Source organism: Yokenella regensburgei (assembly GCF_051486985.1).
Classification (GTDB): Bacteria; Pseudomonadota; Gammaproteobacteria; order Enterobacterales; family Enterobacteriaceae; genus CBFFRJ01.
Genome location: NZ_JAHVDV010000025.1, coordinates 1 through 20,252 on the forward strand (window position 1 = coordinate 1; position 20,252 = coordinate 20,252).

General features: G+C 52.8%; 20 protein-coding genes and 1 rRNA gene. 8 read left to right on the forward strand and 13 right to left on the reverse strand.

All coding sequences use genetic code 11. The features are described 5' to 3' along the window. Positions 1-69 (reverse strand): 16S ribosomal RNA (locus KXR87_RS16655); the annotation flags it as partial. Between the two features lie 371 nt (positions 70-440). Continuing rightward, a complete protein-coding gene (gene gmhB, locus KXR87_RS16660) occupies positions 441-1,007 on the reverse strand; it encodes a D-glycero-beta-D-manno-heptose 1,7-bisphosphate 7-phosphatase (protein WP_437433331.1) in 567 nt (188 codons plus the stop codon). 189 nt (positions 1,008-1,196) lie between these two features. Here gmhB and metN point away from each other — a divergent pair, with 189 nt between their 5' ends. The 6 genes from metN to proS all read left to right on the forward strand — a co-directional run bounded on the left by metN (position 1,197) and on the right by proS (position 6,775). Next, positions 1,197-2,228: a methionine ABC transporter ATP-binding protein MetN gene (gene metN, locus KXR87_RS16665; protein WP_437433332.1), complete on the forward strand. Its 1,032-nt coding sequence runs from the start codon at positions 1,197-1,199 to the stop codon at positions 2,226-2,228. Further along, positions 2,221-2,874, forward strand: a complete 654-nt coding sequence (locus KXR87_RS16670) for a methionine ABC transporter permease MetI (protein ID WP_437433333.1) — start codon at positions 2,221-2,223, stop codon at positions 2,872-2,874. Before metN ends, KXR87_RS16670 begins: the two co-directional genes overlap by 8 nt. A 40-nt stretch (positions 2,875-2,914) precedes the next feature. After that, positions 2,915-3,730 (forward strand): MetQ/NlpA family lipoprotein, encoded by an 816-nt coding sequence (locus KXR87_RS16675; RefSeq protein WP_437433334.1) that lies wholly within the window; start codon positions 2,915-2,917, stop codon positions 3,728-3,730. 107 nt (positions 3,731-3,837) lie between these two features. Further along, the gene (gene rcsF / locus KXR87_RS16680; protein ID WP_437433335.1) at positions 3,838-4,242 is read left to right on the forward strand and encodes an Rcs stress response system protein RcsF; all 405 of its coding nucleotides are present in this window, start codon (positions 3,838-3,840) and stop codon (positions 4,240-4,242) included. Then, on the forward strand, positions 4,239-4,946 hold the full coding sequence (gene tsaA, locus KXR87_RS16685; protein WP_437433336.1) for a tRNA (N6-threonylcarbamoyladenosine(37)-N6)-methyltransferase TrmO: 708 nt from the start codon (positions 4,239-4,241) through the stop codon (positions 4,944-4,946). The genes rcsF and tsaA overlap by 4 nt, the downstream gene beginning before the upstream one ends. Positions 4,947-5,056: 110 nt before the next feature. Continuing rightward, a complete protein-coding gene (gene proS / locus KXR87_RS16690) occupies positions 5,057-6,775 on the forward strand; it encodes a proline--tRNA ligase (RefSeq protein ID WP_437433337.1) in 1,719 nt (572 codons plus the stop codon). Positions 6,776-6,816: 41 nt separating this feature from the next. On the opposite strand, the gene nlpE is transcribed toward proS, so the two are convergent. From nlpE to KXR87_RS16705, 3 genes are read right to left on the reverse strand one after another with little or no spacing between them, the layout of a single operon-like run. After that, positions 6,817-7,515 (reverse strand): envelope stress response activation lipoprotein NlpE, encoded by a 699-nt coding sequence (gene nlpE / locus KXR87_RS16695; RefSeq protein WP_437433338.1) that lies wholly within the window; start codon positions 7,513-7,515, stop codon positions 6,817-6,819. A gap of 35 nt (positions 7,516-7,550) precedes the next feature. Beyond that, positions 7,551-7,973: an alternative ribosome rescue aminoacyl-tRNA hydrolase ArfB gene (arfB, locus tag KXR87_RS16700; RefSeq protein WP_437433339.1), complete on the reverse strand. Its 423-nt coding sequence runs from the start codon at positions 7,971-7,973 to the stop codon at positions 7,551-7,553. Beyond that, a complete protein-coding gene (locus KXR87_RS16705) occupies positions 7,970-8,515 on the reverse strand; it encodes a YaeQ family protein (protein WP_437433340.1) in 546 nt (181 codons plus the stop codon). The genes arfB and KXR87_RS16705 overlap by 4 nt, the downstream gene beginning before the upstream one ends. A gap of 193 nt (positions 8,516-8,708) precedes the next feature. On the opposite strand from KXR87_RS16705, the gene KXR87_RS16710 reads away from it, so the two are divergent. Together KXR87_RS16710 and rof are read left to right on the forward strand one after the other, a co-directional pair. Further along, positions 8,709-8,909, forward strand: coding sequence for a YaeP family protein (locus tag KXR87_RS16710; RefSeq protein ID WP_437433341.1), 201 nt, complete (start codon positions 8,709-8,711; stop codon positions 8,907-8,909). Further along, complete coding sequence (gene rof / locus KXR87_RS16715; protein WP_437433342.1) at positions 8,896-9,156, forward strand: Rho-binding antiterminator; 261 nt, start codon at positions 8,896-8,898, stop codon at positions 9,154-9,156. The genes KXR87_RS16710 and rof overlap by 14 nt, the downstream gene beginning before the upstream one ends. A 30-nt stretch (positions 9,157-9,186) precedes the next feature. On the opposite strand, the gene tilS is transcribed toward rof, so the two are convergent. The 8 genes from tilS to lpxA form a co-directional block, all read right to left on the reverse strand. After that, positions 9,187-10,482, reverse strand: a complete 1,296-nt coding sequence (tilS, locus tag KXR87_RS16720) for a tRNA lysidine(34) synthetase TilS (RefSeq protein WP_437433400.1) — start codon at positions 10,480-10,482, stop codon at positions 9,187-9,189. A gap of 63 nt (positions 10,483-10,545) precedes the next feature. Then, positions 10,546-10,935 carry a VOC family protein gene (locus KXR87_RS16725; protein ID WP_437433343.1) on the reverse strand — a complete coding sequence of 130 codons (390 nt, stop codon included), beginning with the start codon at positions 10,933-10,935 and terminating at the stop codon, positions 10,546-10,548. A gap of 62 nt (positions 10,936-10,997) precedes the next feature. After that, complete coding sequence (locus KXR87_RS16730; RefSeq protein WP_437433344.1) at positions 10,998-13,130, reverse strand: lysine decarboxylase LdcC; 2,133 nt, start codon at positions 13,128-13,130, stop codon at positions 10,998-11,000. 104 nt (positions 13,131-13,234) lie between these two features. Continuing rightward, positions 13,235-14,194: an acetyl-CoA carboxylase carboxyl transferase subunit alpha gene (gene accA / locus KXR87_RS16735; protein WP_437433345.1), complete on the reverse strand. Its 960-nt coding sequence runs from the start codon at positions 14,192-14,194 to the stop codon at positions 13,235-13,237. Between the two features lie 12 nt (positions 14,195-14,206). Then, positions 14,207-17,689, reverse strand: coding sequence for a DNA polymerase III subunit alpha (gene dnaE / locus KXR87_RS16740; RefSeq protein WP_437433346.1), 3,483 nt, complete (start codon positions 17,687-17,689; stop codon positions 14,207-14,209). A gap of 32 nt (positions 17,690-17,721) precedes the next feature. Further along, positions 17,722-18,318, reverse strand: a complete 597-nt coding sequence (rnhB, locus tag KXR87_RS16745; protein WP_437433347.1) for a ribonuclease HII — start codon at positions 18,316-18,318, stop codon at positions 17,722-17,724. Further along, the gene (gene lpxB, locus KXR87_RS16750; RefSeq protein WP_437433348.1) at positions 18,315-19,463 is read right to left on the reverse strand and encodes a lipid-A-disaccharide synthase; all 1,149 of its coding nucleotides are present in this window, start codon (positions 19,461-19,463) and stop codon (positions 18,315-18,317) included. The genes rnhB and lpxB overlap by 4 nt, the downstream gene beginning before the upstream one ends. Continuing rightward, positions 19,463-20,251 carry an acyl-ACP--UDP-N-acetylglucosamine O-acyltransferase gene (gene lpxA / locus KXR87_RS16755; protein ID WP_437433349.1) on the reverse strand — a complete coding sequence of 263 codons (789 nt, stop codon included), beginning with the start codon at positions 20,249-20,251 and terminating at the stop codon, positions 19,463-19,465. The genes lpxB and lpxA overlap by 1 nt, the downstream gene beginning before the upstream one ends. Position 20,252: the final 1 nt, after the last annotated feature.

The following is a 20,252-nucleotide window of genomic DNA, read 5'->3' on the forward strand; positions in this document are numbered from 1 at the left end:
CCGTTCGACTTGCATGTGTTAGGCCTGCCGCCAGCGTTCAATCTGAGCCATGATCAAACTCTTCAATTTAAGTTTGATGCTCGTAGAATTAAACTTCGTAATGAATTACGTGTTCACTCTTTGAGACTTGGTATTCATTTTTTGTCCGARGACATCAAGAATCCATGTCACTTTGAGTGCCCACACAGATTGTCTGATAAATTGTTAAAGAGCAGTGCAACGCGGCTTTCGCTCACCGTTGCGAGGTGGCGTATATTACGCTTTCCTCTTTCAGAGTCAACCCTGATTTTCAGGRTTTTTCTCTTCAACCGAACCGGCTGTTTAGTGTGAAGTGATTCACATCTGCCGTGTCGATGGAGGCGCATTATAGGGAGCTCCCGATGAATGACAAGCGGAAAAATGCATTTTTATTTCAACCGCTCATCTTTTCATCATAACGGCTATTTTTGGTGCTTTTTAATGGCTGCAGGCAGGTCTGCAAGGCTATTAATCACCCAATCCGCTGCATTTTCTGCTTCTGGCGTGACGGGTTTACCGGTACGAACCAATACACGCTTTCCTACCTGCGCTGCATTTGCTGCCTGCATATCTTCAAGTTTATCGCCCACCATATAAGAAGAAGACATATCAATGTGCAGATGATCGCGAGCTGAGATGAACATTCCCGGATGCGGTTTACGACAATCACAGCTCTGGCGGAACTCTTCAACCGTCCCCTGAGGATGATGCGGACAGTAATAGATACCATCTAATTCAACATCCCGGTCTGCCAGTGACCAGTCCATCCACTCCGTCAGCGTTTCGAACTGTGCCTCCGTAAACTTGCCGCGGGCAATACCGGACTGGTTAGTCACGATAACTAAAGCGAAGCCCATGGCTTTTAATTCACGCATGGCCTCTATAACGCCATCAATAAACTCAAAATTGTCTATCTCATGAACATAACCATGATCAACATTTATAGTGCCATCACGATCGAGAAAAATTGCAGGTACTGAGTTTGCCACCGGTTTGCTCCTGAATAAGGCTTGTACCTTTATTATCTCACGTTTCATCGGGCAGGAAAGTGCTCATCGCAAAGGGTATGATTGATTTAGACGTCTGGATGCCCTAACATCCGCTCTGTTTACGGTCAATGGCCGTAACCGGCAGAACAAAATGCCACGGCTCACTCTTAATACGATAAAAATAATCTGATGATTAAACTTTCGAATATCACCAAAGTGTTCCAGCAGGGGACGCGATCGATTCAGGCGCTGAACAATGTCAGCCTGCACGTTCCTGCCGGGCAAATTTATGGCGTCATTGGCGCCTCAGGCGCAGGTAAAAGTACGCTGATTCGCTGCGTCAATTTACTTGAGCGTCCAACCCAGGGTAGCGTTCAGGTTGATGGCCAGGAACTGACCGCACTTTCTGAGTCTGAATTGACTAAAGCACGTCGCCAGATTGGCATGATTTTCCAGCATTTTAATCTGCTCGCCTCCCGCACCGTCTTCGGCAACATCGCGCTGCCTCTGGAGCTGGATAGCACACCGCGTGAAGAAATTAACCGCCGCGTGAAAGAGTTGCTTGATCTGGTTGGACTGAGCGACAAGCAGGACAGCTACCCGGCAAACCTGTCGGGTGGTCAGAAGCAGCGAGTTGCCATCGCGCGTGCTCTGGCGAGTAACCCCAAAGTGTTGCTGTGTGACGAAGCCACCAGCGCACTCGATCCCGCCACTACCCGTTCCATTCTGGAACTACTGAAAGATATTAATCGTCGCCTGGGCCTGACCATTTTGCTGATCACGCATGAGATGGATGTGGTGAAGCGTATCTGTGACTGTGTTGCCGTCATCAGTAATGGTGAATTAATCGAACAGGATACGGTCAGTGAAGTTTTCTCTCATCCGAAAACCCCACTGGCGCAGCAGTTTATCCAGTCCACATTACACCTGGATATCCCGGAAGATTATCTTCAGCGTTTAAAACCCCAGCCGCTTGAAGACAGCGTACCGATGCTGCGTATGGAATTTACCGGTCAATCGGTCGACGCACCGTTACTGTCTGAAACGGCCCGTCGTTTTAATGTGAACAACAACATTATTAGCGCGCAGATGGATTATGCCGGTGGCGTTAAGTTCGGCATCATGCTGACCGAAATGCACGGCACACAACAAGATACGCAAGCGGCTATTGCCTGGCTTAAAGAACACCATGTAAAAGTAGAGGTGCTGGGTTATGTCTGAGCCAATGATGTGGTTACTGGTGAAGGGCGTCTGGGAAACGCTGGCAATGACCTTCGTCTCCGGTTTTTTCGGTTTTGTATTAGGCCTACCGGTCGGCGTACTTCTTTATGTCACGCGTCCTGGGCAGATTTCTGAAAACGCGAAGCTTTACCGCACGATATCCGCGCTGGTGAATATCTTCCGTTCTATTCCTTTTATTATCCTGCTGGTCTGGATGATCCCCTTCACTCGTATTGTGGTGGGCACTTCGATCGGCCTGCAGGCGGCGATTGTTCCATTAACCGTCGGGGCTGCGCCTTTTATTGCACGTATGGTAGAAAATGCGTTGCTGGAGATCCCAACGGGTCTTATCGAAGCCTCACGCGCGATGGGTGCCACGCCGATGCAAATCGTGCGTAAGGTCCTTTTACCGGAAGCGTTACCCGGTCTGGTAAACGCGGCAACCATTACGCTTATCACCCTGGTAGGTTATTCCGCAATGGGAGGCGCTGTGGGTGCCGGTGGTTTGGGCCAGATTGGCTATCAGTATGGCTACATAGGCTACAACGCCGTGGTCATGAATACGGTGCTGGCGCTACTGGTGATTCTGGTTTACTTAATTCAGTTTGCAGGCGATCGTATCGTTCGCGCTGTTACGCATAAATAATGTTGCACACAACACAACGACTCTGAGAAAGGAAATACACATGGCGTTTAAATTCAAGACCTTTGCGGCAGTAGGTGCGCTGATTGGCTCCCTGGCCCTGGCAGGCTGCGGTCAGGACGAAAAAAATCCAAACCATATTAAAGTTGGCGTAATTGTTGGCGCAGAACAGCAGGTTGCTGAAGTGGCACAAAAAGTCGCGAAAGAGAAGTATGGCCTCGATGTTGAGCTGGTGACATTTAACGACTATGTACTGCCAAATGAAGCGCTGAGTAAAGGCGATATCGATGTTAACGCCTTCCAGCATAAGCCTTACCTGGATCAGCAGATTAAAGATCGTGGTTACAAACTGGTGACCGTGGGCAACACCTTTGTTTACCCGATTGCCGGATATTCTAAAAAAATCAAATCTATCGATGAATTGCAGGAAGGCGCACAGATCGCCGTACCAAACGATCCGACTAACCTGGGCCGTTCTCTGTTGCTGTTACAACAGCAGGGTCTCATCAAACTGAAAGACGGCGTCGGCCTGCTGCCTAGCGTTCTGGATGTTGCTGAGAATCCAAAAAACCTGAAAATCGTTGAACTGGAAGCCCCGCAGCTGCCGCGCTCTCTGGACGATGCGCAAATTGCGCTGGCCGTCATCAACACCACGTATGCCAGCCAGATCAACCTGACGCCTGCAAAAGATGGCATCTTTGTTGAAGATAAAGACTCTCCATACGTAAACCTGATCGTCAGCCGCGAAGACAATAAAGACGCGGAAAACGTGAAGAAATTCGTTCAGGCTTATCAGTCTGATGAAGTGTACGAAGCTGCTAACAAAGTGTTCAACGGTGGTGCGGTTAAAGGTTGGTAATTCGCTGTAACCTTATAATCCTTCAGGACGGGCACATGCCCGTCTTGTTATTTTCCCAAGCACCTGATTCAATAAGCAACGTTAAGAAATTTTATTGAGGAAATATTATGCGTGCTTTACCGATCTGTTTACTGGCACTCATGCTGAGCGGCTGTTCAATGCTAAGCAGATCTCCCGTCGAACCTGTTAAAAGCACAGCAACGCCTCCAAAAGTGGAACCGGCAAAGCCCAAACCGCCGCGTGCCGCCCCCGTGCGAATCATCACTAATGCTGAAGATTTAGTGGGAAAAACGTTCCGTGATTTAGGAGAAGTGACGGGCGACTCCTGTCAGGCCAGTACTCAGGACTCTCCGCCCAATATCCCTACCGCGCGTAAGCGCCTGCAGATTAACGCGTCTAAAATGAAAGCGAACGCCGTTTTGCTGCATAGCTGCGAAGTCACAAGCGGTACGCCGGGATGTTATCGCCAGGCCGTTTGTGTGGGTTCCGCCCTTAACGTATCGGCGAAATGACCGCGTTTACTTTTGAACAGATAGGCGTCATCCGCTCTCCCTATAAAGAAAAGTTCGCCGTTCCCCGCCAGCCAGGTCTGGTGAAACATGGGGGCGGCGAATTGCATCTTATCGCCCCTTATAACCACGCCGAGGCCGTTCGCGGACTTGAAGCCTTCAGCCATCTGTGGATTTTGTTTGTTTTTCACCAGACAATGGATGGCGGCTGGCGACCTACCGTTCGCCCACCCCGTTTAGGCGGCAATGCCAGAATGGGCGTTTTTGCCACGCGGTCGACCTTTCGTCCCAATCCTGTCGGGATGTCGCTGGTTGAACTAAAGGGTATCCAGTGCGAGAAAGATCGCGTGATCCTGCAATTAGGCAGCCTGGACCTGGTCGACGGTACACCTGTTGTCGATATCAAACCCTATCTGCCGTTTGCTGAAGCCCTGCCAGACGCACGTGCCAGCTATGCACAGCATGCTCCGTCTGCTGATATGCCCGTCATGTTCAGTCCAGACGTTGAAGCACTGTTACCTGGGCTTGAAAAGCGTTACCCTCACCTTTCCTCCTTTATTTGTGAAGTGCTGGCCCAGGACCCGCGCCCGGCCTACCGAAAAGGTGAAGAACAGGGAAAAACCTACGCTGTCTGGCTACTGGATTTCAATGTTCGCTGGCGGGTAACCGAAGCGGGTTTTGAAGTCTTTGCGCTGGAAGACCGTTAATTTATCCCGCTCTACTTTTGACATTCCGGCCTCGCTGGTAAACTGAAGCACTTTTTTAAATCAGGCTCCCTTTGAGCCTGTTCTACTCGTCCAACTGGAAACGTAACAACATGCGTACTAGCCAATACCTGCTCTCCACTCTGAAGGAGACACCTGCCGACGCCGAGGTTATCAGTCATCAACTGATGCTGCGCGCCGGGATGATCCGCAAGCTGGCCTCCGGGTTGTACACCTGGCTGCCGACCGGCGTGCGCGTCCTGAAAAAAGTCGAAAACATCGTGCGTGAAGAGATGAATAACGCCGGTGCGATCGAGGTGTTAATGCCGGTAGTTCAGCCTTCAGAACTGTGGCAAGAGAGCGGTCGTTGGGAGCAGTATGGCCCGGAACTGCTGCGTATTTCCGACCGTGGCGAGCGTCCATTCGTACTCGGCCCGACTCACGAAGAAGTCATTACCGATCTGATCCGTAACGAGCTCAGCTCTTACAAACAGCTGCCGCTGAACTTCTTTCAGATCCAGACCAAATTCCGTGACGAAGTGCGCCCGCGTTTCGGCGTAATGCGTTCCCGCGAATTCCTGATGAAAGATGCGTACTCTTTCCATACAACACAGGAATCGCTGCAGGAAACGTACGATGCAATGTACGCCGCTTACAGCAAAATCTTCACGCGCATTGGGCTCGAATTCCGCCCGGTGCAGGCTGATACCGGCTCGATTGGTGGTAGCGCCTCTCACGAATTCCAGGTTCTGGCGCAGAGCGGTGAAGATGACATCGTCTTCTCTGACACCTCTGACTATGCAGCTAACATTGAACTGGCAGAAGCGGTTGCGCCAAAAACGCCACGCGCAGCGGCAACGCAGGAAATGACGCTGGTCGATACACCAAATGCAAAAACCATCGCCGAGCTGGTTGAGCAGTTTGCTCTGCCGATTGAAAAGACTGTGAAGACCCTGTTGGTCAAAGCGGTCGAAGGAAGCAGCTACCCACTGGTCGCGTTACTGGTACGTGGCGATCATGAACTGAACGAAGTAAAAGCGGAAAAACTGCCGCAGGTGGCCAGCCCATTGACCTTTGCAACCGAAGCCGACATCCGTGCCGTGGTTAATGCGGGTCCAGGCTCACTGGGCCCGGTTAATATGCCGATTCCGGTGGTTATCGACCGTACCGTTGCCGCCATGAGCGATTTCGCCGCCGGCGCTAACGTGGATGGCAAGCACTACTTCGGTATCAACTGGGACCGCGATGTAGCGACCCCGGAAGTGGCTGATATTCGTAACGTAGTGGCGGGTGATGCCAGCCCGGATGGTCAAGGTACTTTGCTGATTAAACGCGGTATCGAAGTGGGCCATATCTTCCAGTTGGGTACTAAGTACTCTGAAGCATTGAAAGCGTCCGTTCAGGGTGAAGATGGTCGTAACCAGATCCTGACAATGGGTTGCTATGGCATCGGGGTGACTCGCGTAGTGGCGGCCGCCATCGAGCAGAACTTTGACGAGCGTGGCATTCTGTGGCCGGACAGTATTGCCCCGTTCCAGGTAGCCATTTTGCCAATGAATATGCACAAATCTTACCGTGTACAGGAACTGGCAGAGAAGCTCTATCACGAACTGCGTGCGCAGGGTATCGACGTACTGATGGACGATCGTAAAGAACGCCCAGGCGTCATGTTTGCAGACATGGAGCTTATTGGTATTCCTCACACCATCGTGATTGGTGACCGCAACCTTGATAGCGACGATATTGAGTATAAATACCGTCGCAGCGGCGAGAAGCAGATGATCAAGACCGGTGACATCATGAACTTCCTGGTTAACGCCATTAAGGGCTAATCGCTTTAATATTAAAAAGGCCTCGCATGCGAGGCCTTTTTTTATGGATGATGGCAATCTTTTCCGAGGATGAATCTTGCGTTCTTATCCGTAACCACCGTTATAACCGGCCCCCCGGTGTCCGGGTTTGGGGTGTGGGCGTAATGACCGTCCACTTCAAGCAGTAGTGCCTGCGCAGGTGTCCCCTTCGCCTGGTTAAACTTCAGTGCAAGCTGGTCACTGTTCTTCACCGGAAGGCGTTTGCCGGTTGCGCAGTCGGTGAAGGTCGCGGCATCCGCAAAATAGAGATACATCCCACGCATGGCCATAGGTGTGGCTGGCAGGGCACTTTTTACCGGCTGTAACGTATAATTGAGTTGAGAATGAATCGGATTTCCTTCGCGATCGAGCATTTCCAGCGCGTCACCCCTGGGCCGGAAGTAACGCTTCTCACCTGCGGTATCGGTTAAAACCAGCTTGTCTGCTGTACGCGCCCAGACGCCATAGCTGGCAAATTCTTCGGCCCCCTTAGCCCCCTGATAGCCCTGATTCATCACCCAGGTACCGTCTTTTTCGAGGAAAAGCGAGGTCTCAACGCCTTCACAATCCGCACAGGGCAAAATGCCCCGCCAGCTTTGCTGCATAGGCTTAAGTTCATGCGACTCGGGTGGTGAAACCGTCTGCACTTCCCCCCGGTTATTACACCCCATCAGGCCAAAGAGTGTTATGACGGCAGCCAGGGACAATATTGCTCTTTTCACGCTCTTTTCCTTATGAATATTGCTTATTACACCCATCATTCCTGTGGTCGGCGGACTTTTCCACGTAGCGCTTTTACTGACGACTTTTGCGACTTGCTCGCCAGGCGCCGCTCTTTCGACGCCCGGGTGGGACGCGTTGCACGACGGCTTTTTTGCACCACGGTCAGCTCGTTAATTAATGCCACCAGCCTGGCGATCGCCGCTTCTCGATTCATCTCCTGACTGCGGTATTCCTGCGCCTTGATAATCACCACGCCATCAGCGGTGATAAGATGATGCGACGCCCCCAGAAGCCGTTCTTTATAAAAATCAGGCAAACCGGAAGCACGAATATCAAAACGCAGATGAATAGCCGTCGAGGCTTTATTCACATGCTGACCGCCTGCCCCCTGCGCGCGAACTGCGGTGATCTCCAGTTCGTCATCCGTAATAGTGGCATGCCGGGACAGGACAATCATTCGTGATGCTGCCAGGTCGTTAGCTGAATTTCCAGATTATTTTGAGCATCGCTGAGCCAGATAGTTCCATCCTGAATCGTCGCCTGAAGCGTCATGGTGCGGGTAGCCAGTTCGCTCAGTTTCGCCAGCTGCATATCATCCAGATACCAGATGCTCAAATTTTTAAAACCCGCCATTTTGGTCTGGTTTTGTTGCCACCAGATTTGCGCCGCCCGGTCGTTATAGGTAAACAGGGCAACCGCCTGAGACTGGCTGCAGGCTTTTTTGATTCGCCTCTCATCGGGCAATCCCAGCTCAACCCACAGATCGATGCCCAGATGGTCGTTCAGCAACCAGACTTCTGGTTCATCTTCCGCGCTGAGCCCACGCGTAAACTGCAGGCGTTCATCAGCAAACTTCAGCCACGCCAGCAGACGCAGCATCATGCGTTCCTGCGTTTCAGAAGGATGACGAGCAAGCGTTAAGGTGGCATCAAGAAACTGATTCCGGTCCAAATCTGCCACATTCACCATTGCTTTATAAATTGTTGCTTTTAATGCCATACCGCCTCCTGAACAAAACAGGCGCTATTGTAGCGAATAAAGGTATAACACGCTGTTCTCTCTTTAGCTTCACGGAGGTCATCACTCTGATAATGATTAGCTGGCTGTGTTATAGTCACCTTGCGAAACAGAGCGTATCTTCGTAGGCTTAATGGTATCTCACAGTAAAGCCAGGGCGCTTACAGGAGGACATGTGGGAAATTATTGTGAATTGATACGCAAGCGGTATGCGGAAATTGCGAGCGGGGATTTAGGGTATGTCCCGGATGCACTGGGATGCGTATTGAAGGTTTTGAATGAGATGGCATCGGACGATACCGTTTCAGAGTCGGTCAGGGAAAAGGCGGCTTATGCTGCCGCGAACTTACTGGTGAGCGATTATGTCAATGAATGATACTTATCAACCCATTAACTGCGATGATTATGACAACCTGGAACTTGCCTGTCAGCATCATCTCTTATTGACGCTGACGCTCAAAGATGGCGAAGAGTTGCAGGCAAAAGCCAGCGATTTGGTCTCTCGTAAAAACGTGGAGTACCTGGTGGCGGAAACCGCGGGCGCTATCCGCGAATTACGCCTCGACAAGATTGCGAGCTTCAGTCATCCGGAAATCGGCACCGTTGTGGTGAGCGAGTCCTGAAGTCCTCAGACGGGCAGCCCGGTCTGCCCGTTACTTCTCCCACCTGAGTCCGACCCCCTCGTCCCCCTCTTTAACCGCCCCCTCCAGCGTGACAAATTGCCCGGCCGCGGCAATAAGTTTCTCGCCATAGAAAAGTAACGGGGTAGTCTCCCGCTGCCAGGGTGCCACTCCACGTTCCTGCCAGATTTTTTTGAGCTTACGTCCACCGTTGCGACCAACAATATGCAGTATGCCGCTCGCCTGAAAACGCAGGGATACCGGTTCATCTGGTAGAGGTGAACGCAACTCGCCCCCTTTGGTTAGCGACACGATACCGCCATTGCCGGGGAGCCTCAGCGGAGCGAATGGCGAAGGCCACGCGAGCACCAGCTCGCGCAAGTCAGGAGAGAGGCTCACCAGAAAAAGCTGACCTTTATAACGGCGTACGCTCAGAGCGCCCATGCGTAAACAAGGTTCTGCATCCTCTCTGGCGAGGGCAACTTCATTCCAGATGCGGTTAAGCGTCTCCCTTGAAGGCATAACCGCCTGTCGGGAAGCCAGCCAGCGACGCAGGATTGCGCCTCGTCTTATAGCACTTAACGGCGTTAATGCCGCAATCAACAGGCCACCGTCCTGGCTGGTGGCGGCTGAAAGCTCATCCGCCAGCAATTCATCCAGCAGTTGTTCCTGCTCACCGCACAGCGCCGCGCTGCGAGCCACTGCATCAGCAAAATGCGGCCAACGGGCATTAAGTTGGGGTAAGACCCGCAACCGTAAAAAATTGCGATCGTAGCGGTCGTCGTTATTACTTTCGTCATCAATCCACGATAAACCGTGCTGGTGTGCCCACGCTTCCAGCGCAGACCGCGTCTCATTTAGCAGTGGTCGTAACAGTAGTGAGCCAGCAAATGGCATGGTTTCCGGCATACCGGCGAGTCCGGCTGGCCCGCTTCCGCGCTTTAACGCCAGCAGAAACGTTTCTGCTTGATCGTCAAGGTGTTGTGCCGTAAGCAATAGCTCACCGGGCAAAAGAGCCTTTTCGAAAGCAGCATAACGCGCCTTACGAGCCTGCGCTTCCACCCCGTTCCCCTCATCCACAAGATTGACGCGACATATCGCCAGGGGAACCTGCCAGCTGTCGCACTGCTGCTGACAGTGTTCCACCCATTTATCCGCATTCGGGCTTAATCCGTGGTGGATGTGAATGGCACGCAGTGCGATCGTCGGTTGCTGGCGACGCCATAGCACAAGCCGGTGCAAAAGCACCGTGGAATCCAGCCCTCCACTGAACGCTACTAAAAACTGGCGTTGAGAGGAGGGTAGATGAGACAGCAATGGCAGAGACATGGTGATAACCGAAAGGTGGTTCATGCCCGGCACGTTACCGGGCATCGGGAAAAGTGGCAAGCCCTACTGCTGATAGAGCTCCAGCGGCAAATTATCGGGATCTTTGAAAAAGGTAAAACGTTTACCAGTAAAAGGGTCGATGCGGATATCTTCACAAACAACCCCGTGCGCCTCAAGGTGAGAAACTGCCTTGTCGATATTCTCAACGCTGAAAGCCAGATGGCGCAACCCGCAGGATTCCGGCCCACTCGCACGCGCTGGCGGGAACGGAAAGGAGAAAAGTTCAATGACATATTGCCCATTGAGGGCCAAATCCCCTTTCCATGAATCACGCTCTTCGCGATAAAACTCGCTTTCTAATGTGAAGCCCAGAATATCGCAGTAAAACGCTTTGCTTCTGGCATAGTCCGTCGCGATGATGGCGATATGGTGTACCTGTTTCAAACCCAGCATAGTGCCTCCTTTTGTCTTTCAGCACGTTACCCTTGCCGGTGATAACCCGCAAGCGGTCAGGGTTATTTTAAGACACGTACCCAATACACTCCGTCTTCTCCCCGCTTCGCCCCGTGAATATCCGTTTCAAACCCCGGGTAATGCCGTCCTATTGCGCAAAGCATCAATAAAAAGTCCAGCACCGCACGACTCTGTTCGGTAATCACCTCTCCGGGCATCAGCAATGGAACCCCCGGTGGGTACGGCAGGATCATATTGGCGGAAGTACGTCCGATCAGTTTTTCCAGCTCAATGGTTTCCACATCGCCACGGATCTGCTCCTGCCAGGCCTGATGCGGCGTCATTTTCATCTCTGGCAAAACATCGAACGCTCTTAGCATCAGTTGCGGAAGATCGTGCTGGCGGATCAACTTGTGGATCCCTTGCGCCAGATCCTGAATACGCATAGTGCGATAAAAGTCCGGATCCTCGGCATAGAGATCCGGCAACATATTTTTCACCCGAAGATTAAGATCGTAGGCGCGCTTAAACTCCATCAGCCCGCGTAATAACCCCATCGCCCGGGTTTTGTCTATTCCGATGCTGAAAAGGAACAGCAGATTATAGGGGCCTGTTTTTTCCACTACTACGCCACGTTCATCAAGGAACTTCGCTACCAGCGCAGCCGGGATCCCCTCTTCGCTCATATGACCGTGCTCATCCATACCCGGTGTCAAAATCGTCACCTTAACCGGATCGAGGAACATATGGTCTGCGTCAGCATCCCGGAAGCCGTGCCATGTTTCTCCTGGCGAAACGGGCCAGCAGTCAGCCTCATCGATCTCTTCAGGCTGCCAGATGTCAAAGAACCAGCTGTCTGCTTCATCCTTAAGGCGCTGCACCTCTTTGCGAAAGTGCAACGCCCGCTCGACCGAGCGGTTAATCAGCCGCTTGCCCGGGTTGCCGCGCAGCATCGCCGCTGCCGTCTCGATGGAGGCAACCAGAGGATAGCTGGGTGAAGTGGAAGTGTGCATCATGAAGGCTTCGTTGAAGGTGTCTTCGTCATAATCACCTTTAACGTGAATCAGTGAGGCTTGCGAAAGCGCCGCCAGCATCTTGTGCGTCGATTGCGTTTCAAAGAAAACTTTGCCCGGCACGCGCTCGCCGCTCATCCCACTTTTGCCTGCGTAAATAGGATGAAAATTGGTGTAGGGCACCCAGGCAGAATCAAAATGAATGGATGGAACATCCAGCGTCTTTTTAATCCAGTCAGTGTTGTAAAGCAGGCCGTCATAGGTTGAGTTAGTGATGACGGCATGAACAGGCCAGCTCGCCCCCGGCGTGGTAGCCACTTTCTGCTCAATACTCGCATGGGCAAATTCCTGACGCGGGATACCGCCCAGAATACCCAACGCATTGCGTCCGGGTTTCAGCCAGATCGGCGTGACATCGCTCATCATCAGCAAATGCGCAAGTGACTTATGGCAGTTGCGATCGATAAGTAACGTGCTGCCGACCGGAGCAGCATACATTCCCACAATCTTATTGGAGGTGGAGGTGCCATTGGTGACCATGTAGCTCTGTTCAGCACCAAAGGTGCGGGCGATATACTCTTCAGCTTCCAGATGCGGCCCGCTATGATCCAGCAGCGATCCCAGTTCAGTCACCGAAATAGATACATCTGCTTTTAACGTATTACCGCCAAAAAAATCGTAAAACAGACATCCCACTGGGCTTTTCTGGTAGGCCGTGCCGCCCATATGCCCCGGCGTGCAAAACGTGTATTTACCCTCTTTCACATAGGTGAACAACGCTTTGGTGAAAGGGGGCGTAATGTTATCGAGATATTCGCGCGTGTACTGTTCTATGCGGGTCGCGATGTCGTCCGCCGTGCCCAGCGCATATTCGAAGAACCACAGCGCCATGCGCATATCATGGGCGCTGACGTCCATCGTCGAGTGGGTATTGATAAAGGCGTATAACGGCAGGTATTCGTTAAGCTGATTGATTTCGCTGCAGAGATCGAGGTCGTACTCATCCCAGTCAAAGATAACGCCACAAATACGCGGATTGTGTTCAATAAACTTGAGTAAGTCATTACTGTTTTGCGGCCAGATAAGCTGAAAGCCTTGTTGCTTAAGCGCCTGTTCAAGTTCCTTGATTGGCTCGTCTTTGTAGAAAACGCCATGCGGCCCCATGATGGCAATAATATTCACGCCTACCTCCTTAAAAAACATGCGTAAAGCATAGTTGAGCCAGGCCGCGGGTATAAAAAAAGCCACACCGGAGTGTGGCTTTTCAGAATGGTCTTTCAGGGAAATCAGGCGTAGCCGTAGCTCATCAGACGCTGGTAACGGCGGTTACGCAGATCTTCTTTACTCAGCACGTCAAGATCGGCCAGATCGGCAATCAGCTGCGCTTTCAGGGAGGCAGCCATCGCTTCCGCGTTGCGATGAGCACCACCGAGTGGTTCCGGAATAATAGAATCGATCAGTTTCAGCTCTTTCAGACGCGGCGCAATAATGCCCATAGCATCTGCTGCCAGCGGCGCCTTATCTGCGCTCTTCCAGAGAATCGAGGCGCAACCTTCCGGCGAGATAACGGAATAGGTGCTGTACTGCAGCATATTCACTTTATCACCCACGCCAATAGCCAGTGCCCCACCGGAACCACCTTCACCAATGACGGTACAAATGACCGGCACATTCAGGCGAGACATTTCGCGCAGGTTACGGGCGATGGCTTCGGACTGACCACGCTCTTCTGCACCGACACCCGGATAAGCGCCTGGGGTGTCAATGAAGGTAATGATGGGCATATTGAAACGATCGGCCATTTCCATCAAACGCAGCGCTTTACGGTAGCCTTCAGGTGCAGGCATACCGAAATTGCGGCGGATTTTTTCTTTGGTTTCACGGCCTTTCTGGTGACCAATGATCATCACCGGACGACCGTCCAGGCGGGCGATACCGCCCACGATGGCTTTGTCGTCGGCGTAAGCACGGTCACCTGCGAGTTCGTCAAACTCATCAAACGCGAGGCGGACGTAATCCAGGGTGTATGGACGCAGCGGATGGCGTGCCAGCTGGGCTACCTGCCATGCGCCAAGATCGGCGAATATTTTGCGCGTCAGTTCTACGCTTTTTTCACGCAGACGATGCACTTCTTCGTCAATGTTAATATCCAGTTTTTCATCCTGACGGCTCACCGCAGTCAGAGAATCGATTTTCGCTTCCAGCTCAGCAATCGGCTGTTCGAAATCAAGGAAATTCAGACTCATAGTATTCCTGTATTAGTCAAACTCCAGTTCCACCTGCTCCGAACCAATAAGGCCACGGAGATCGTTTAATAAACGATCGCTCGGAGAGACACGCCACGTCGCGCCAAAACGCAATCGTGCTCGTGCATCCGCCCTCTGATAGTAGAGATGTACTGGAATTGTCCCCGAGCGATGGGGTTCCAGAGACTGACGGAGTCGGGTCAAAAGCTGGTCATCAATTTGCCTGTCCGTCAGCGAGATAGCAAGCCCGCGAGCATATTTTTCACGGGCTTCGTCAATATCCATCACTTCACGGGCCATCATTTTAAGGCCACCGCTGAAGTCATCAAAGCTGACCTGTCCGCTGACGATAAGTATGCGGTCGTTTTCCAGCAAATGCTGGTACTTTTCCAGCGCTTCGGTGAATAACATCACCTCCAGACGCCCGGAACGGTCATCCAGCGTACAGATGCCGATACGATTGCCGCGTTTGGTGACCATTACCCTTGCAGCAATCACGAGCCCCGCCGCCGTGGTGACCTTGCCACGGTCGGTTGGGTGCATGTCTTTTAGCCTAAGGCCGCCGACATAGCGATCGATTTCTTTTAAATACTGGTTGATGGGGTGACCCGTCAGATAGAGTCCTAAGGTTTCACGCTCACCTTCCAGTACCGTATGTTCCGGCCAGGGCTGACAACTGGCATAAGACTGCTCAATCTGCTCCGGCTCTTCTGCGAGCACGCCAAACATATCCGCCTGGCCAATCGCTTCCGCTTTAGCGTGCTGATCGGCGGCTTTTAATGCATCGCCCAGAGAGTTCATTAATGCCGCGCGGTGCGGCCCAAGACGGTCAAACGCCCCGGACATGATCAGTTTTTCCAGCACCCGACGGTTTAATTTTTTGGTGTCAGTACGGGCGCAGAGATCAAACAGCTCGCGGAAATATCCGCCTTCATTACGCGCTTCAATGATGGCTTCAATGGGCCCTTCACCGACGCCTTTAATCGCGCCGATACCATACACGATCTCCCCGTCATCATTGACGTGGAAATGGTACAAACCGGAATTAATATCCGGCGGCAGGATTTTAAGGCCCATGCGCCAGCATTCATCCACCAGCCCAACCACTTTTTCCGTGTTATCCATATCCGCGGTCATTACGGCCGCCATAAATTCTGCCGGAAAGTGGGCTTTCAGCCACAACGTCTGGTAGGAGACTAAAGCATAGGCAGCGGAGTGAGATTTGTTAAATCCGTACCCGGCGAATTTTTCCACCAGGTCAAAGATTTTCATCGCCAGTTCGCCGTCAACGCCGTTTTTCTTTGCACCGTCTTCAAAAACCGACCGCTGCTTTGCCATCTCTTCCGGTTTTTTCTTACCCATTGCACGACGCAGCATATCCGCACCACCGAGGGTGTAGCCGGATAGCTCCTGCGCAATCTGCATCACCTGTTCCTGGTAGAGGATGATGCCGTAGGTCGGCTCCAGAACAGGCTTCAGGCACTCATGCTGCCACTGCACGTCCGGGTAAGAGATCTCCTCGCGGCCATGCTTACGGTCGATAAAGTTATCTACCATCCCTGACTGCAACGGGCCAGGACGGAACAGCGCCACCAGGGCTATCATGTCCTCAAAGCAGTCCGGCTGCAGACGCTTGATGAGATCTTTCATGCCACGGGATTCAAGCTGGAAGACCGCCGTGGTCTCCGAGCGTTGCAGCATATCGAAGCTTTTCTTGTCATCGAGCGGGATAGCGGCGATATCGATAGGCTCAAGCCCCTGCTTCTCACGTCGCGGATTAATCATCTTCAGAGCCCAGTCGATGATGGTCAGCGTACGCAGCCCCAGGAAGTCAAACTTCACCAGCCCGGCATATTCCACGTCGTTTTTATCAAACTGGGTAACCGGATGATGACCCGCTTCGTCGCAGTAGAGCGGTGCAAAATCGGTGATTTTGGTCGGTGCAATAACCACCCCGCCCGCATGCTTACCGGCGTTACGGGTGACACCTTCCAGTTTGCGCGCCATATCAATGAGCGCTCTCACCTCTTCGTCAGCCTCATAGATTTCAGGCAACTGAGGTTCCGCTTCAAACGCTTTTGCCAGCGTCATACCCGGATCGGGTGGCACCAGTTTTGAAATTCGGTCTACGAAACCGTAGGGATGCCCCAGCACGCGCCCCACATCGCGAATAACCGCTTTCGCCGCCATCGTACCGAAGGTGATAATCTGTGAAACCGCATCGCGTCCGTACATTTCCGACACGTGCTCAATGACCTGGTCGCGTTTCTCCATACAGAAGTCAACGTCAAAGTCGGGCATGGAGACACGTTCCGGGTTAAGGAAACGTTCGAACAGCAGGTCAAATTCCAGCGGATCGAGGTCGGTGATTTTCAGTGCATAAGCCACCAGCGAACCCGCACCAGAACCACGCCCGGGTCCTACGGGCACGCCGTTATCCTTCGACCACTGGATAAACTCCATCACGATAAGGAAGTAGCCTGGGAAGCCCATCTGGTTGATAACCTGCAGCTCCACCTCCAGGCGCTCATCATATTCAGGGCGACGCTCTGCCCGCAGCTGTGGATCCGGGAAGAGGAATGCCAGACGCTCTTCAAGCCCCTCTTTGGATTTCGCTACCAGGAAGTCTTCGGTGGTCATATTCCCTGTCGGGAACTGAGGAAGAAAGTATTCGCCCAGCCGAACGGTCACGTTACAGCGTTTGGCAATTTCGACGCTGTTTTCGAGCGCTTCCGGAATATCAGCAAACAGCTCGCACATCTCGTCTTCGGTACGCATGTACTGCTGAGGGGAATAATGACGCGGACGCTTAGGATCGTCGAGGGTAAAACCGTCGTGGATGGCGACGCGGATCTCGTGCGCGTCGAAGTCACCCGCGTCGATAAAACGCACATCATTGGTGGCAACCACGGGAAGCCCCCGCGCCTCCGCCAGCGCTACCGCAGCATGCAGGTAACTCTCTTCATCCGGGCGCCCGGTACGGATAAGCTCCAGATAATAGCTATCGGGGAAATGGGTTTCATAGAAACTGACGCACTGCTCCACAAGGGGAGTATTGCCACGAAGCAAGCTTCGTCCCACATCGCCCATGCGGCCGCCGGAAAGCAGGAGCAGCCCCTCTTTATGCTCAACCAGCCAGTCTCTGTCAATCCACGGGCCAGCAGCGCCATAGCCACGCTGATAGGCACGGGAAATAAGCAGCGTGAGGTTTTGATATCCTGCGTTATTGGCGGCCAGAACCGTCAGTTGGGTCAGTTCATCGCCCAGCACATCACTCTGAACGTGAAAATCAGCTCCCACGATGGGCTTCATACCCGCACCGTGCGCCGTTCCATAAAACTTCACCAGACCACATAGGTTGGTAAAATCGGTGATCGCCAGCGCAGGCATACCGAGCGCGGCCGCCTTTTTCACCAGCGGTCCGGTCTTTGCCAGCCCATCAATCATGGAGTAGTCGCTATGCACCCGCAGGTGTACGAAACGTGGTTCAGCCATTTTCAGATTCCGGTTTTATCGTGTGACAAGAATCAGGACACAAGGCCCAACGCGCGTTTGACCGGGCCGAAACTGCGCCGGTGGTGTTCGGTTGCGCCATGTTCAACCAGCTTTTCGAGATGAAATGCGGTTGGATAACCTTTGTGTTGCGCAAAACCATATTGGGGGAATGTCATATCCAGCGCGGCCATTTCCGCATCCCGTGACACTTTGGCAAGAATAGACGCCGCGCTGATTTCCTGCACCCGGCTGTCCCCTTTTACCACCGCCATCGAGGGCACAGGCAATGTGGGACAACGGTTGCCGTCAATCAACACATACTCCGGGACGATATGCAGTCCGGCAACGGCGCGCTGCATCGCCAGCATCGTGGCATGCAAAATGTTCAGTTCGTCTATTTCATGGGGCTCAGCGCGGCCAAGACTCCAGGATAACGCCTTCTCTTTGATCTCCTCGCAGAGCGCGAGACGGCGCTTCTCCGATAACTTCTTGGAGTCAGTTAGCCCCACGATGGGTCGCAGGGGGTCAAGAATAACCGCAGCGGTGACCACTGCACCTACCAACGGCCCGCGCCCCACTTCATCCACACCCGCAACCAGATGCGTGTGCGGGTATTCAAATTCAATCATTGTGCCAACTCCAGTACAGCAGCAGCGGCCTGTTCATCGGCATTACATCGGATCTGCAGGTGCAGTTCGCGGAAAATGTCATGCATGGCATGGTGCGCTTTGCCATTCGCCAGCAACGGAAGTAATGCATCCGCTAATTTCTTAGGCTGACACTCATCCTGCAATAACTCTTTTACCAGCTCGCGGCCTGCCAGCAAGTTTGGCAGCGAGACGTAATCGGTTTTGACCAGCCGTTTCGCAAGCCAGAAGGTGAACGGCTTCATTCGGTAGCCGACCACCATCGGGCATTTTGCCAGCATACACTCCAGCGCCGCGGTGCCTGACGCCAGAAGCGCTGCATCGCTGGCAATCATGGCATCACGCGCCATGCCATCAAGCATATGCACCTGTAAATCAGGGGCGGTCTCCTGTTTGATTCGCTCAAACTGTTCACGCCTTTTCGCATTGACCAGGGGCACGGCCACATGCAGATCAGGATAATGCTCACGCAGAAGTTGTGCCGTACGCAGGAAGTCGGCACTCAGCATTTCCACTTCCGCGCCCCGGCTACCCGGTAGCAGGGCGAGACAGTGTGCCTCAGGCGGAATCCCTAATCTGCTTCTCGCGGCCTGCTTGTCCGGATCCAGCGGCATGGCATCCGCCATCGTGTGACCGATGAACCGACAAGGAACATTAAATCTGTCATAAAACGCTTTTTCGAAAGGCAGAAAAGCTAGCACCAGATTGGTGGCTCTGCCTATTTTGAAAACGCGTTTCTGGCGCCAGGCCCAGACTGAGGGGCTGACATAATGAATAGTCCTGATGCCCTGTTTTTTCAGGTTCCCCTCAAGGGTAATGTTGAAATCAGGCGCATCAATGCCGACAAAGACATCCGGCTTTAATGCAGAGAAACGGCGGGTGAGATCGGCACGAATGTGAAGTAACCGACGCAGCCGCCCCAGTACCTCAACGATCCCCATCACCGCCAGCTCTTCCATTTCATACCAGGCTTCACACCCTTCCGCCTGCATCAGTGGCCCTGCCACCCCAACAAAGCGGGCGTCAGGCACACGCGCCTTCAGGGCGCGAATGAGCCCCGCACCAAGAATATCGCCGGAGGTTTCTCCGGCGACGAGGGCTATTGTTAACGGGCGATGCTCGACCATTACCGAATCAGGCCACGCGTGGAGCGCTCAAAGAATTCAGTGAACGCCTTCACTTCAGGATACTGCTGTGCCAGCTCAGTAATCTCAGGTTTTGCTTCGTCCAGCGTTTTACCGCTGCGATAAAGCAGTTTGTAGGCGTTACGGATGGCGTGAATCGCTTCACGGCTGAAGCCGCGACGTTTCAACCCTTCGATGTTAACCCCAAACGGCGTCGCATGGTTGCCCTGAGCGATAACGTAAGGCGGAACGTCCTGCGCCACACCGGAGCAGCCGCCCACCATCACGTGCGCACCGATGATGCAGAACTGGTGGACTGCGGTCATGCCACCGATGATAGCAAAGTCATCAACAGAGACATGGCCTGCAAGCGTGGCGTTATTCGCGAGGATACAGCGATCACCAATGGTACAGTCATGCGCAACATGCGTGTTGACCATCATGAGGTTATCACTGCCCACCTTCGTTAATCCGCCGCCTTGTACCGTGCCACGGTGAATGGTGACGCTTTCGCGAATGCGGTTGCGATCGCCAATTTCCACGCGAGTCGGCTCACCAGCATATTTAAGATCCTGGTTAACTTCCCCGATGGAAGCGAACTGATAAATCTCGTTATCACGACCAATTTTAGTATGGCCGTTTATAACAACATGAGACTTCAGTACGGTGCCTTCGCCAATTTCGACGTTAGCGCCAACAATACAAAACGGACCAATGTGAGCATTAGCGCCAATAATGGCACCGTCTTCAACAATGGCAGAAGGATGAATAAAGGCGGTTTTATCAATCACG